This window comes from Actinoallomurus purpureus (genome assembly GCF_024055795.1).
GTDB lineage: Bacteria > Actinomycetota > Actinomycetes > Streptosporangiales > Streptosporangiaceae > Actinoallomurus > Actinoallomurus purpureus.
The window spans coordinates 279,740-292,501 of sequence record NZ_JAMXMY010000009.1 but is presented as its reverse complement, the minus strand read 5'-3'; the positions used below and the strand labels follow the sequence as shown (position 1 = coordinate 292,501).

General features: G+C 69.6%; 15 protein-coding genes and 1 tRNA gene. 12 read left to right on the top strand and 4 right to left on the bottom strand.

The window, feature by feature from the left end; genetic code table 11:
• Positions 1-16: 16 nt before the first annotated feature.
• Together NE236_RS19035 and NE236_RS43635 are read left to right on the top strand one after the other, a co-directional pair.
• A complete protein-coding gene (locus NE236_RS19035; protein ID WP_252843361.1) occupies positions 17-2,344 on the top strand; it encodes an FUSC family protein in 2,328 nt (775 codons plus the stop codon).
• A gap of 273 nt (positions 2,345-2,617) precedes the next feature.
• Positions 2,618-3,115: an MmpS family transport accessory protein gene (locus NE236_RS43635; RefSeq protein WP_308209119.1), complete on the top strand. Its 498-nt coding sequence runs from the start codon at positions 2,618-2,620 to the stop codon at positions 3,113-3,115.
• A gap of 94 nt (positions 3,116-3,209) precedes the next feature.
• On the opposite strand, the gene NE236_RS19025 is transcribed toward NE236_RS43635, so the two are convergent.
• Positions 3,210-3,305 carry a DUF397 domain-containing protein gene (locus tag NE236_RS19025; protein ID WP_252843360.1) on the bottom strand — a complete coding sequence of 32 codons (96 nt, stop codon included), beginning with the start codon at positions 3,303-3,305 and terminating at the stop codon, positions 3,210-3,212.
• Positions 3,306-3,316: 11 nt separating this feature from the next.
• Positions 3,317-4,153, bottom strand: coding sequence for a helix-turn-helix domain-containing protein (locus tag NE236_RS19020; RefSeq protein ID WP_252843359.1), 837 nt, complete (start codon positions 4,151-4,153; stop codon positions 3,317-3,319).
• A 131-nt stretch (positions 4,154-4,284) separates the two neighbouring features.
• Here NE236_RS19020 and NE236_RS19015 point away from each other — a divergent pair, with 131 nt between their 5' ends.
• From NE236_RS19015 to NE236_RS18990, 6 genes are all read left to right on the top strand, one after another.
• Positions 4,285-4,794: an ATP-binding protein gene (locus NE236_RS19015; protein ID WP_252843358.1), complete on the top strand. Its 510-nt coding sequence runs from the start codon at positions 4,285-4,287 to the stop codon at positions 4,792-4,794.
• On the top strand, positions 4,791-4,952 hold the full coding sequence (locus NE236_RS19010) for a hypothetical protein (RefSeq protein WP_252843357.1): 162 nt from the start codon (positions 4,791-4,793) through the stop codon (positions 4,950-4,952). The genes NE236_RS19015 and NE236_RS19010 overlap by 4 nt, the downstream gene beginning before the upstream one ends.
• Positions 4,953-5,306: 354 nt before the next feature.
• Positions 5,307-5,669 carry a hypothetical protein gene (locus tag NE236_RS19005; protein WP_252843356.1) on the top strand — a complete coding sequence of 121 codons (363 nt, stop codon included), beginning with the start codon at positions 5,307-5,309 and terminating at the stop codon, positions 5,667-5,669.
• Positions 5,670-5,898: 229 nt separating this feature from the next.
• Entirely contained in the window at positions 5,899-6,072 is a 174-nt protein-coding gene (locus tag NE236_RS19000) for a hypothetical protein (RefSeq protein WP_252843355.1), read from the top strand.
• Positions 6,073-6,353: 281 nt separating this feature from the next.
• A tRNA-Arg gene (locus NE236_RS18995) sits at positions 6,354-6,430 on the top strand.
• A 580-nt stretch (positions 6,431-7,010) separates the two neighbouring features.
• Positions 7,011-7,364: an effector-associated constant component EACC1 gene (locus NE236_RS18990; RefSeq protein ID WP_252843354.1), complete on the top strand. Its 354-nt coding sequence runs from the start codon at positions 7,011-7,013 to the stop codon at positions 7,362-7,364.
• A 365-nt stretch (positions 7,365-7,729) separates the two neighbouring features.
• Here NE236_RS18990 and NE236_RS18985 read toward each other — a convergent pair whose 3' ends face one another.
• Together NE236_RS18985 and NE236_RS18980 are read right to left on the bottom strand one after the other, a co-directional pair.
• Entirely contained in the window at positions 7,730-8,140 is a 411-nt protein-coding gene (locus NE236_RS18985) for a hypothetical protein (protein ID WP_252843353.1), read from the bottom strand.
• 219 nt (positions 8,141-8,359) lie between these two features.
• Entirely contained in the window at positions 8,360-8,950 is a 591-nt protein-coding gene (locus tag NE236_RS18980) for a short chain dehydrogenase (RefSeq protein WP_252843352.1), read from the bottom strand.
• Positions 8,951-9,110: 160 nt separating this feature from the next.
• Between NE236_RS18980 and NE236_RS18975 the strand changes: the two genes are divergently transcribed.
• From NE236_RS18975 to NE236_RS18960, 4 genes are all read left to right on the top strand, one after another.
• A complete protein-coding gene (locus NE236_RS18975) occupies positions 9,111-9,989 on the top strand; it encodes a helix-turn-helix transcriptional regulator (protein WP_252843351.1) in 879 nt (292 codons plus the stop codon).
• A 1,008-nt stretch (positions 9,990-10,997) separates the two neighbouring features.
• On the top strand, positions 10,998-11,831 hold the full coding sequence (locus NE236_RS18970; protein WP_252843350.1) for an SAM-dependent methyltransferase: 834 nt from the start codon (positions 10,998-11,000) through the stop codon (positions 11,829-11,831).
• A 152-nt stretch (positions 11,832-11,983) separates the two neighbouring features.
• Complete coding sequence (locus NE236_RS18965; protein ID WP_252843349.1) at positions 11,984-12,241, top strand: hypothetical protein; 258 nt, start codon at positions 11,984-11,986, stop codon at positions 12,239-12,241.
• Positions 12,238-12,738 (top strand): PIN domain-containing protein, encoded by a 501-nt coding sequence (locus NE236_RS18960; RefSeq protein ID WP_252843348.1) that lies wholly within the window; start codon positions 12,238-12,240, stop codon positions 12,736-12,738. Before NE236_RS18965 ends, NE236_RS18960 begins: the two co-directional genes overlap by 4 nt.
• Positions 12,739-12,762: the final 24 nt, after the last annotated feature.

The following is a 12,762-nucleotide window of genomic DNA, read 5'->3' as shown; positions in this document are numbered from 1 at the left end:
CCCGTATCGTGGGCACATGTCCGATAACCGGGGGTCGGCCCTGCCGGAACTCCGATCCGACCCCGACGAGCAGCCCACGCCCCCGGCCGAGGGCGATGCCCGGCGGTCGTGGGCACGGGCGCTGCGCGGGCGGCTCCGCTTCAGCGATCCGGGGTTCGGCGCGCTGCGCACCGCCCTCCGGGCGGCGATCGTGCTGCCCATCGTGTTCGCGGTCGCCTCCCGGGTGATCCACGATCCGCAGGCGGCGCTCTTCGCCTCCTTCGGATCGTTCGCGATGCTGGTCTTCGCCGACTTCGGGGGATCACCCCGGCGACGGTTCACCGCCTACTGCGGCCTTGCCGTCACCGGCGCCGTCCTCATCGTCGTGGGGACCCTGTGCTCCCGGGACCCGGTGCTCGCCGCGGCGGCCATGGCCGTCGTCGGTTTCCTCATCCTGTTCTCGGGCGTCGTCAACGGCTATCTCGCGGCGGGGGCCACGGCGGCCATCCTCGCCTTCGTGCTACCGGTCACGATCCCGGCCTCCCTGTCGGCCATCCCCTCGCGGCTCGAGGGATGGGCGCTCGCCGCCGGAGCGGGGATCTGCGCCCAGATGCTCCTGTGGCCCGCCCGGCAGCGCGCCGTGCTCCGCACCGAGGCGGCCCGCGCCTGCCGATCCCTCGCGGACCTCGCCGACGCCCAGGTCGCCGGGGACCCCGAGACCGTCGCGGCCCGGACGAGCGCCGCCCACGAGGCGGTCGACGGAGTACGCCGCCGCCTCGTCGCGACGCCGCACCGGCCGACCGGCCTGGCCGGCCCGACGGCCGCGCTCACCTCGCTCGTCGACGAGCTCGACTTCCTCCTGTCCTTCCTCGCCTCCCCCGCCGGTGATCCCCCCATCTCGCTGTGCCGCGCGGAGAACGCCGAGGCCATGCGAGCGTCGGCCGAGGCACTACGGGCCGGTGCCGCGCGGCTGGACGGTCACGCCGCCGAAGGGCCCGACCTGCAGCGGATCGAGAACACTCGCGCGGCGATGGCCCGCGTGCTCGTCGAGCGCCTCCCCGCCCTGCCCGCCATCCCGGATCACCAGGCGCTCGTCGCCACGCTGGACCCGACCTTCCGTACCCGCGCCATCTCGTACGCGGCGCAGTACACCGCGCGCTACGCGCTCATGGCCGCCGGCGACACCGTGCCGGAGGGACCCGACGGCGGCGGAGCACGGCAGAGCGCCGCGAACCGGCAGGCGCAGTCGGTGATCCGGGCCACCGAGCTGGCCATCGAGGACGCCCACGCCCGGTCGGCGTGGTTCCGCAACAGCGTCCGGGGCGCCGTCGGCCTGGCCGTCGCCGTCTACATCGCGCAGCGGACCGGGCTGCAGCACTCCTTCTGGGTCGTCCTCGGCACACTGTCGGTCCTGCGGTCCAACGCGCTGGGCACCGGCTGGTCCGTGCTCAGCGCCCTGGCCGGGACCGCCATCGGCATCCTCGTCGGCGCGCCCCTCATCCTGGCGGTCGGCACCCATGAGGCCGTCCTGTGGAGCGTGCTGCCGGTGGGCGTGCTGCTCGCGGCGTACGCGCCCCGCGCGATCTCCTTCGCGGCCGGTCAGGCCGCCTTCAACGTCGTCCTGTTCCTCGTATTCAACCTGATCCAGCCCAGCGGCTGGCAGGTCGGCCTCGTCCGCATCGAGGACGTGGGCATCGGGTTCGCGATCAGCCTCGGCGTCGGCCTGCTGTTCTGGCCGCGCGGAGCGGCCACGCTCCTGCGCGAGAACCTGGCCGCGGCGTACGCGCGGAGCGCGGACTACGTGCTGGCGTCGACGCGCCGGCTCGTCGGCCACGGCGACCCGGCCTGGTCGCAGCAGGCCGAACAGGACGCGGACGCCTCCGTACACCGCCTGGACGACTCCTTCCGGCAGTACCTCGCCGAGCGGTCCGCCCATCCGATGGCCGCCGACAGCGCGGCGGCCCTGGTGACCGGGGCGGCGCGCGTACGGCGGGTGGCCCGCTCGCTCGCGGGTCTCGGCCAGGTGACCGACGGCCACGAGGAACTGGCGGGCTGCGCCGCGAACCTCGACGCGGAGGTCCACGCCCTGCGCTCCTGGTACATCGCGCTGGGCGACTGCGTTCTCCACCAGACCCCCGTGCCGCCACCGCACGTACGCGACTCCGAAGGCCGCAGGCGCCTCCTCGAGGGCGTGCACGCGGCTATCGAGGACGGCGAGGAGGACGCGATCCCGGCCGCCCTGGCCCTGCTGTGGGCCGACCAATACCTCGACACGCTGTGGCGGCTGGAGGCGCACCTCGGCCGGCACGCCGCCCAGTCAAGCCCACGCACAGCGTCCCCCCAGGCCATCCCGGCCCCGGCATAGCGCGCGTCAACGCGAGCCGGGGACATCCGAGACCCGCAAGCTCCTGGCCAGACCGGCGTACTGCTCCAGGGCGACCCGGCCGAGACCACCGCCGGCGTCGTCCTCGTTCCAGACCGCGATCAGCCGCGCTGCTCACTGTCCTCCATTCGTGACCGGCTCGTCCCGGTCGTGAACCTCGGCGCGCAGGTCCTGGCCCACGCCTGCGCCTGGTCGGGCGGCACGATCCTCCTCGCGATCGCCGCCGGCTGGATCACACCGTAACCGGATTGCCACATTCCGCTAACCCCCGCCACCCAGGACGCGCCGGGCGGCGTCCTACCCCTGCCTCCGACCGGCATCATCGTCGCCCTGCTCGCCGTCCTCGCCCTCTCGGGCTGCAAGGCCACCGACGACGCCGACCCGAACATCGCCACCCCGCCCTCGGCCGGCGGCTCCGCGCCCGGCCCGGGAAGCTCCGCGCCGGCGAGCAAGGCCGCCAAGCCGAAGAGCGACACCCGCACGATCACCTACCGGGTCGCCGGCACATCCGACTCCGCGGACCTGACCTATTCGACCGCCAGCGGCCAGGAGCAGCAGCAGGGCGCACACCTGCCGTGGACGAAGTCGTTCAAGGTGCGGCGCGGCGAGTTCGCAGTGGTCGACATCTCGGCGCAGAACCAGGGCTCAGGCACGGTGACATGCGAGATCGACGTCGACGGGCAGAAGATGAAGGCGGCGAAGAGCAGCGGGCAGTACGCGCTCGTCTCCTGCGATCACACGTTGGGGTTCTGACCGCCGATGTCGGCTCCGCGTCGTATTATGGGCGCGGGATTGGATGAAGCCCCCAGCGAACGCTCGCCGGGGGCTTCTCTGTGCGCTGGGCCGTCTACCGGGTGAGGGTGGTGACCGCGACCTCGACGCAGTTCGTGCCGCTGCCGCTCCGACTGCTCTTGCGCCAGTCGAGCTGGGTGGGATTGGACATGGGGATTGGACCTACTCCTTTGCCAGGTCGGTGATCAGCTTCACCGACTCCTCGGGTGACAGGGCCGCATCGGCGACGCGGTCCCATGCGAGCCTAATCTTCCGGTTTCCCTCCGCGCTCTCGATGTACGTCTCGCCCGCAAGCGTCTCCATGTAGGAGATCGGCGGGTCGATCTCATCGGGGAACTCCAGGTGCACGAAGCCTCCTTCGAGGCCGTTCGACGCGCCGGCCGAGTACGGAAGCACCTGGATCGTGACGTTCGGCCGCCCGGCCGCGCTACGTAGGGCGTACAACTGGTCGCGTTGCACCTTCGGCCCGCCGACCTGCTGGCGCAGCACCGCCTCACCGAGGATCGCGTGGAAGTCCGGCGCGCCAGGGCGCGACAGCAGTGTCTTACGAGCCATCCGTGCGATCACGTGCCGCTGGACCTCCTCGGGGCCGCGCTCGGGAATGCCGGTCTCGATCATCGCGCGGGCGTACTCCTCGCTCTGAAGCAGGCCTGCCACGAGGTTCGGCTCCCACGAGCGGATGAGCGACGCGGAGTCCTCCAGCCCGACGTAGCTGCCGGGAAAGACGCCCAGGTCCTCCCACCAGCCGCGCTGGTGCGCTTCACGGGCCAGCTGCAGGAGGCTGTCGCGGTCGCCGCCCGGCACGCCGTACAGCTCCAGGATCCGTGCGACGTCGCCCACCTTGGGGATCGCTCGCCTGCCCTCGAAGCGGATCAGCTTGCTGTATGACCAGTTCAGCTGCGCGGCAGCCTGCTCGACCGTGAGGCCGGCGGCTTCTCGGCGGCGTTTCAGCTCGGTAGCGAGGCGGCGGGCGCGCACGGACAGGCTCTTCGGGGTCATGCGCAGAGTGTGCATGCTCCGTCAGCAGTTCGTCACGTGGACACAACAAATTCCGTCAGAGTCGTTGCGGTGCGCCACTGGCAAGCGCATGATGACAATGTCATCCAATCCCTACAGGGAGTGAAGTCGATATGACTCTTCCCGCTTCCCCCGTCACCTCCGACCCGGTGAGACCCGCCGACCATGCCACCGCATCCTGGCTCGCCGTGCGGGCCCTTCCCGAGTACGCGAGCAAGGCGCGCCGGTTCGCAGCCAGCACCGTGGACGGCACCCCGCACGACCCATACGACATCGGCCTGCTCACCAGCGAGGTCGTCACCAACGCCATCGCCGCCACCGCCGCCCTCGGCCCCTGGCCGTACGACCTGTACCCGATCGGCGTGGACCTGGCCGTCACCGACCGATACGTGCACCTCACCGTCACCGACCCGGACCGTTCACCGTTGCCTGCCTTCGATCCGAAGCGACTCCCCGCCGAGGAAGACGACGAGCACGGGCGTGGTCTGTTCATCGCCGACCGGCACGCCGCCGCCCGGTGGGTCACGTACGCCGAGACTGGCAAGACCGTGCACGTCGTCGTCGCCGCGCCCGGCGTGACCCTCACGGCCGCCGAGCTCGAGGAGATCGGGGCACCCGCATGAGCTTCGAACGCGATCTCGCCGCGCTCCGGCTGGTGCTCAACAACGTCAGCGTGGTCGGTCACCCGCCGCGCGTCCGCGATGAGGAGATGCGGCGCCTCGAAGCCCTCGACGCGGACGCCGCGCAGCGCATCCGTAACGAGGTCGAGGACACCCGATAGACCCCCGTACGGCCGTCAACCCCTGCGGATGGCCGTACGGGCCAGATGTCCCGGCCGGTCTGGGTCGGGACACCGCCGCCGGGCCCGTTAGAGGGGACGGGCCCGGCGGCACCACAGACGCCGCGGCCCCGGATGATCCGTCGCGGGGCTCCGGGGCCGCGGCCCTCCACACATCGCCCAAGGGAAGGTGCACATGAGCAAGGGCAAAGAAGACGACAAGAAGTGTCTCGGCTGCAATGGCGAGGGGGGACGCTGGGACCTGGCGAAGCCTGGGTCCACGAGCGGGAACGGTAAGCGCAACCCCGGACAGACACGGTGGTACGAGTGCGAGCGGTGCCACGGGACAGGGAAAGAGTGAGCTACGAGGTCTACGGATCGATCGGCGAGGGTCCATTCCGGGGCATCGTGGTGCCCTGCGACACGTGCCTGAGCCACGGCGACCGGGTCCGCCTGTCCGCGTCCGGCGTCGTGTGGGAGACCTGCCCTGACTGCTCCGGCAGCGGGCACGTCCACATCCGATGCGCTGAGGACGAGGTCGAGGAGGTCATGCGGCGCCTGCCGCTGACGCGTGAGCAGCTCCAGGTCCGTCAGGCGCTCATCACCGCCGGCCTGTGCGTCGCGTGTTACGGCGCGGGGGTGCTGGCATCGGTGGACTGCACGGAGGACGGTAAGCCGGTGCGGTATGTCGAAGCGCCGTGCCCGGTCTGCTCGGCGTGACCCGGACAGCACGAAGCCGCCCCGCCCTCCCGAAGATGGGCTGATCCGAATGGGCCGGAGGACGGGGCGGTTCTATGTTCCTGGGGTGCTGCGTCGAGGCTACGTGCCGGGCCGGTGGTACGGAACTCTGCCCGGTCGCGGGCGGCCGACGCGTTCGGGACAAGGTAGATCAATGCGGCACCGACGGCAGCGATGACCGTGTTGAGGACGAGTTCGGCCGTACCGTGGCGTGCACGCGGCGATCGAGGACGGCGAGGAGGACGCGATCCCGGCCGCCCTGGCCCTGCTGTGGGCCGACCAGTACCTCGACACGCTGTGGCGACTGGAGGCGCACCTCGGCCGGCACGCCGCCCAGTCGAGCCCGCGCACGGCGTCCCCCCAGGTCATCCCCGCCTCGGCATAGCGCGCGTCAACGCGAGCCGGGGACGTCCGAGACCCGCACTCTCGTGGCCAGACCGGCGTACCTCTCCAGGGCGACCCGGCCGAGACCACCGCCGGCGTCGTCCCCGTTCCAGACCGCGATCGCCAGGGTGTTGCGGCCCTCGGTGCCCAGGCCCGATCCGATGGTCCGACGGGGAGCGACCGCATCAGGCCACGCCCGGCGACCAGGGCTTTGATCGACCGCACCCCTACTGGTGACGCATGAACGCCGTGAATTCCGTACACTCGGACCCGATCGAGCGAGCGCCCATAGCTCAGCTGGATAGAGCATCGGACTTCTAATCCGACGGTCGGGGGTTCGAATCCCTCTGGGCGCGCCATCCCCTGACCCGCCCGAACGGGTAGCTGACCTGCGGATACTTGGCAGGCCACCCATGATCCCATGTCCGGCTGTGTCCGGCTAGTGTCGGCTGATCACGGGCGGCTGTGCCAAATACGTGTCCAAGTCCTCAGCCGTCGTCGTCCAGTGCCTCTAGATCGTCCCTGGTGACTGTGTCGTCATGCCGCCGCCGTTCGAGGCGCGGCGAAGAAGGCCGACTGCTCGCCTCGGGCGGTGATGCGGCGGCGTAGCTTCAGATCAGCTTGGACGCAGCCCTCGCAAAGATGGCCGACCTCGAACGCATCACCCAGACTCAGCGCCCGACGCCGCTCCTTCTCAGCACGCCTACATTCCGCGGAGCGGCTCAGTGTCTGGATTAACCGCTGCTCACTGTCTTTGCGAGCCGCTACTCCATCCACTCGGTTAGAGTGTGAACCAGCTCCGGTTGCCTCAAAGGCCCGGGTCTGGTGAGAGGGACCTCGATGGCAGAGTCTGGTAGCGAGGGTGCGCCACGGAGGCCAAGCAAGGTCGAAATGGTACGGGAGTTTCTGGCCAGCGCTCCCCCTCCACCACCGGATCAGGTGATCAGGCTCTTCATGCGCGGCGAGCCGGTTTCCTTCACCGAGCTGGCAAAAGTGGTTGGCAGCATGACAGGCGGCGCTCTCGATTCCGAGGACATGCACGCCTTCGACCCCTCCTCCGTGACAGCGATCGTCGGCACTGGTCCTCCGGCGATCAGCGCAGTTCTCGTGGCCTGGATCCGCTACCGCAAGGGCACACTCAAAGCCAAGGTCACGCGGAAGGACGGCTCTGTGGTCGAGCTGGAGGCCACGCGCGTGGACGACGTTCCCACGTTGGTCAACCAGGTACAGGCCATGCACGCGTTGGGGGCACGGGCTGAGTTGACGACGGAGGGCGAGAATGCACCGTCTTAAGGCGCTGCCCAGCCAGAGAACTGACGCCGATATGCCGATGCACCGCACGCCATCCTGAGTAAGATGCACACGGCTTGAACACAAACCTCTGACAAGCTGCCGCCTTACCCGCCCCGTAGTCCAGAAAAATTTGTTGTGCGGGAACCCCAGCTCATACTGGCGTGGTGGCCTTAGCCCGAGTGACCGCGCCCAGTTCGGTTGCATCTACTGAGGTGGTGTATGAGTTTCCGCTGGTGACAGGCGTGTCGCCGTGAAGTGCGGACGGCCACGGTCGTTGCCGGGTGCAGGTCACCTGCAGTGGGCCGTCCGCCCGACCCGTCAGTTCCCTCAGACAGGCTGCGCCCCTCGCCAGGTGCGTCGGAATCTCAGACGCGGGTCTGCGCGCTGTAGCCGTGGTACTTGGTGGTGCTCCCCTTGTACGCCCACACGTGGGCCCTGATCAGAGTCCCTTCAGGGATGCTGTGCCGGCAGGTCGAGAAGTCCCCATCGGCCGCCGTGCACTGGAAGACCATGACCCAATCGCCGCGGTATGCCTTCTCGATGCTGCCCCTGATCCGCCAGCCACCGCGGGCGGTGAAGTCCACGACCTTCAGGTACGGACCGCCGCTGTTGCCGTAGTGAGCCTCGCCGTACACGCTCCCGCCGCCCTTCGTGACCGCGACGCGGGCAGCCGCGATCTTCACCCCTGCCTGCGGCGTGGCCGCCTGAGCGGAAGGAGCGACCAAGCCGAGAGCAAGGGCGGGTGCTGCGAGAGCGGGAATCAGCTTGTACTTCACAGTCTCTCCTTCAGGTCGTGCTTCTGTGCGCCGCAGCCTTCCCGGCCACCGCAAAGTTGATCATGGTGGTGGATCGCCCCGTATGTCCAGGCCCCGGGAACCAGCCGCCATCAGCGCCCCAAGTACTGGATCCGCGCGGTTGAACTCCGGGGTTGAGGAACCTGCGCGGTTCGCAGGAACCCCCGCGAGAAGGCCCACCGCGCGGCGACGCCTCGGGGACTACGCGCTCACGGTGAGCGTACGGCCGTGGGCGGTGCCTTCGACGGCGTCGATGTAGACGCGGGCGACATCGGCCGCCGGGATGCCGGCAGCCGGGTCCATGCCCAGGCCGAGGAGGGTTTCGCGCACCCAGCCGGGGCTGACTGTGTTCAGGCGGACGCCACGCGGCATCTCGGTCGCCGCGGCGTACACGAACGCCTCCAGGCCCGCGTTCACCAGATACCCGAGAGAGCTGCCCAGGACGGGTTCGGCGAACCGGCCGCTGGTGAGCGTCACGGATCCGCCGTCCCGTACGTGAGCGAGCGCCCGCCGTACGAGGTTCACCTGCCCGATGAGCTTTCCGCCGAGGCCGCTCCAGAAGTCCGGGTCCGACCGCGTGTCCAGCGGTGTCAGGCCGCCGCTCGCGGCGCAGCACACCACCGCGTCCACCTCGCCGACCTCCGCGAACAGGGCGTCGATGGACTTGGCGTCCTCCATGTCCACCCGCACCGGACCACGGCGCGACGCACGCACCACCTCGTGGCGCGCCGCCAACCCGTCGGCGACCGCACTGCCGATGGTTCCCGTCGCACCGATCACAAGGATCTTCACGGCATCTCCGTTTCCTCTGGTCCCGCCTGTGGCCGGTCGGCCGGGAACCAGACTGCGACGGGTCACACGCCGGGCCCAGCCCCCTGCCGGATGTACACCTGGGGTGACTACATCTGACAGGTACAGGCTCGACGGCCGCCGATCCGCGACACTGGTGCGCATGGACGCGCACGCGGAACTGGGCGAGTTCCTGCGATCGAGGCGGGCGCGGCTGCAGCCGGAGGACGCCGGGCTTCCCGTGTACGGGGGACGCCGTCGGGTGCCCGGCCTGCGCCGCGAGGAGCTTGCCCAGCTCGCCGGGGTGAGCGCCGGCTACTACACCCGTCTCGAACAGGGCCAGAGCCCCAACGCCTCGGACGCCGTGCTCGACGCCGTCGCCCGCGTCCTGCGCCTGGGCGGTGCCGAGCGCGCCCATCTGTACTCGCTGGCCCGGCCGAAGCCGAAGACTCCCCGCCCTGCCGCCAGGCCCGAACAGGCGCGGCCGGGCGTACGACTCATGATCGAGTCATTCGGGGACGTGCCCGCACTGGTCATGGGGCGCTTCCTCGACGTCCTCGCGTGGAACCCGATGGCACACGCTCTGCTGGCCGGCCACCTCGACTTCGACGCGGCGAACCGCCCCGGCGACCGTCCCAACATCGCCCGCATGCTGTTTCTGGACCCCCACATGCGTGAGCTCTACGCCGATTGGCCCCACAAGGCCCGGTCCACCGTCGCCGACCTGCGGCTGATCGCGGGACGGCACCCCGATGCCCCCGCGCTGAGCGGTCTCATCGGCGAACTGACGCTCGGAAGCACCGAGTTCGCGACGCTCTGGGCCTCGCACACGGTGGGCGACTGCGACGTCTCCGCCCGCACCTACCGCCACCCGATGGTGGGCGCCATGGCGCTGATGACCGAGTTCATGGTCCTGCCGAATGACGAGGGGCAGCGTGTGGCGGTGTTCAACGCCGAGCCGGGCTCACCTTCCGAGGCCGCCCTACGGATCCTCGCCGACCTGACCGCCACCATGCCGGCGGATGGACGCCGGCGAGCATAAGCGCCGGCGCCGGGCCACGGTGCTCGGCGAACAGGTCAATGACGTCCGGTAGCCGCCCCAGGCGATTCCCAATACCGACATAAGGCGTAACTCGGCCGTCGGAGACCCGCCGAGGTCGTGGCCGATGTTGACGTTCCGGCGCGCTCGGGAGACCGGCCGGGAGCGCCCCTTCAAGCCCCGCCCGACGGCGAGTCCGCGCTCGACCGCCGACGAGCGAGAGGGCTTGAAGATCACTGGCGGTCGGTGCGCCAAGAGAGGCTGTCGCCTAACTCCGAACCAGGCCGCTCAGGCGGGCCAGTGTGCCCTGGGCTGTCACGCTGGGAGGGATTTAAAAACCCCGGCGAAGGCGTCCTCGACCGGGTGTAGGCATCGGCCGGCCGACGCGGACGTGTGTACCCGGCGGAGGGTGGCGCGCAGAACGCTCGGGAACAAACCGGCAGCGGCCCGGTTCGCCCGGTTTTGCCCTTGGTGAGGCGGGCCGCGCGTGGCCTTCGCCGAGCGTTCTGCCCACCCTCGGCTCAGTTCGTCGGCCGCCCGTTCCAGCACGGTGACCGGCGACCCACCCGGCGGAGCCCGACCGCCGCCGCGAACCCGCCGGCCCCTCCGGGTGCCGCCCCGGCCTCGCCACGGCCGCCACCGTGCAGAACTCTCGGAGAACACCCCTGCGGCGAGCCGAATTGCCCCACTGCGTCCCCTTAACGGGATGAACCGCACGGTCGTTCACCGAGCTTTCAGCACACCGAACCGCGCCGCCGGCAGCCCGATTCGCAGCCTTCGCGCGCCAACTCGCTGGATCGCCATGGCCTTGAGCAATCAAGATCGCGAGTAGTGCGACAGCCTCAAGAGCGCACCGATCGCCGGTGATCACCGACATGGGTGTCTAAGTGATCGCCGCACGCCGCTTTTCGCGCGGGAGGTGGAGATCCACACGGACGAACGACTAGGACCGGCCAGAGTGTTACTCATGGAAACGTGCATATCGGTCATCGTCCGTCGGCGGAGGCGCCGATGACTGCCGGCGACCGGACGATCCCCTTCGACGTGTCCCGGCCGTCGCCGGCGCGGATGTACGACTACTTCCTCGGCGGCAAGGACAACTTCCCGGCGGATCGGGAGGCGGGCGCCAAGGTCAAGGCGGCGCTCGGGGACGTGATGTCGCACGACATCGTGTGGGAGAACCGGCGGTTCCTGCAGCGCGCCGTGCGGTACCTGGCGGGGAAGGGCATCGACCAGTTCCTCGACCTCGGGACCGGCCTGCCCACCCAGGGCAACGTGCACGAGATCGCCCAAGCGGTGAATCCCGAGGCCCGCGTCGTCTACGTCGACAACGATCCCATCGTGCTCGCGCACGGACGCGCCCTGCTGGCCACCAACAAGACGACCACGGTCATCACCGCCGACATGCGCGAGCCCGGCACGGTCCTGGCTCATCCGGACGTCAATGCCCTCATCGACTTCTCGCGGCCGGTGGCCATCCTCTTCGTCGCGGTCTTCCATTTCATCCGCAACACGGAGCGACCCCAGGAGATCCTGCGGACGTTCCGCGAGCAACTGGCACCGGGTTCCCACCTGGCCTTGTCCCACCTGACGACGGACGGACCGCCGGCCGAAGAGATCGCGCAGGTCATCGACGTCTATAAGGGCGCGACCAGTCCCATCGTCTTCCGCCCTCGTCAGGAGATCGAGACCTTCTTCGACGGCTTCCACCTGACCGATCCCGGTCTCGTACGGCCGTGGAGCTGGCGCTCCGACCTCGGCGAGCCGGGACCGCGTACGGACTGGCTCTACGCCGGAGTCGCGGAATTCGGCGACTCTGGGCCACACGCGACCCCGCAGTCCTGACAGGCAAACGACGCTCCCGAGCCCAGGCCCGGATGGCCGGACGCAAGAGGGATCAACGCAGCTCAGCCCATCAGTACCGCGACCGCAGCATTGAATGCAACTTTTCGCATCCGAAATGCAAGCTGAATGCTATCGTGGTCGTGGAGGTTGGCATGAGCACCAAGACCATTGGTTTTGCCGTCGCCGACGAGGACCGCGCCCTCCTCAACGAGCTCGTCGATTACTTCGGCGACGGCAATCGATCGGCGTACCTGCGTGCGACGCTCCGCGTGATGGCCTCGGTGAAACTCGCGGAAGAGCTCCGCGAGGCGCAGGCCTACGGCCAGCGAAAGCTCGCCGAGCAGAACCTCACGCTCGAGGACATCCCCGCGATCACCAAGAGGATCCTCAAAGCCCGGGACTCCACGTGAGCGCCGTCCCCGTCGTCTTCGACGGGGGCGTCCTGGTCGGCGCGGTGGCGGGAGGCAACAGCCCGTTCCGGTCGTGGCCGTCACCGCCTCCGACCTCGGGCAACGCCTATGCGGACTGCGTCGGCATAATCGCCGACGCGGCGGAGTTCTCGCTGTGGCTCTCACCGCACATTCTGGAGAACACCACGCGCGTTCTCCAGGAGAGCCTCAAGTGGGAGCCCAACGATGCCGACGCTTACCTCGGCCTCCTCGCCCGCGCCGCCTCCCACAGCGGCGGAGGGATACTCGATCCTCGGCACACGGTCACCGACTGTCCCGATTTCGAGGACAACGCGATCCTCGACCTGGCAGCCGAGACGGGCGCGCTCTTAATCGTCTCCGACGACACAGACCTCACGAGCATGTCCCCTTGGCGCGGTACGCCGATCCTTCGGCCGCGCGAGTTCGCAGCCAAAGTGGACGGCATGCGCCGTCACCGTCGCACTCGGCGGCGGTGACGGCGTCGCCGGAGGAGAGCAAAG

Coding starts and splice junctions, on each gene's coding strand:
- NE236_RS19035 (WP_252843361.1), top strand. CDS start 17: ATGTCCGATAACCGGGGGTCGGCCCTGCCGGAACTCCGATCCGACCCC.
- NE236_RS19025 (WP_252843360.1), bottom strand. CDS start 3,305: ATGTCCAATCCCACCCAGCTCGACTGGCGCAAGAGCAGTCGGAGCGGC.
- NE236_RS19020 (WP_252843359.1), bottom strand. CDS start 4,153: ATGACCCCGAAGAGCCTGTCCGTGCGCGCCCGCCGCCTCGCTACCGAG.
- NE236_RS19015 (WP_252843358.1), top strand. CDS start 4,285: ATGACTCTTCCCGCTTCCCCCGTCACCTCCGACCCGGTGAGACCCGCC.
- NE236_RS19010 (WP_252843357.1), top strand. CDS start 4,791: ATGAGCTTCGAACGCGATCTCGCCGCGCTCCGGCTGGTGCTCAACAAC.
- NE236_RS18975 (WP_252843351.1), top strand. CDS start 9,111: ATGGACGCGCACGCGGAACTGGGCGAGTTCCTGCGATCGAGGCGGGCG.
- NE236_RS18970 (WP_252843350.1), top strand. CDS start 10,998: ATGACTGCCGGCGACCGGACGATCCCCTTCGACGTGTCCCGGCCGTCG.
- NE236_RS18965 (WP_252843349.1), top strand. CDS start 11,984: ATGAGCACCAAGACCATTGGTTTTGCCGTCGCCGACGAGGACCGCGCC.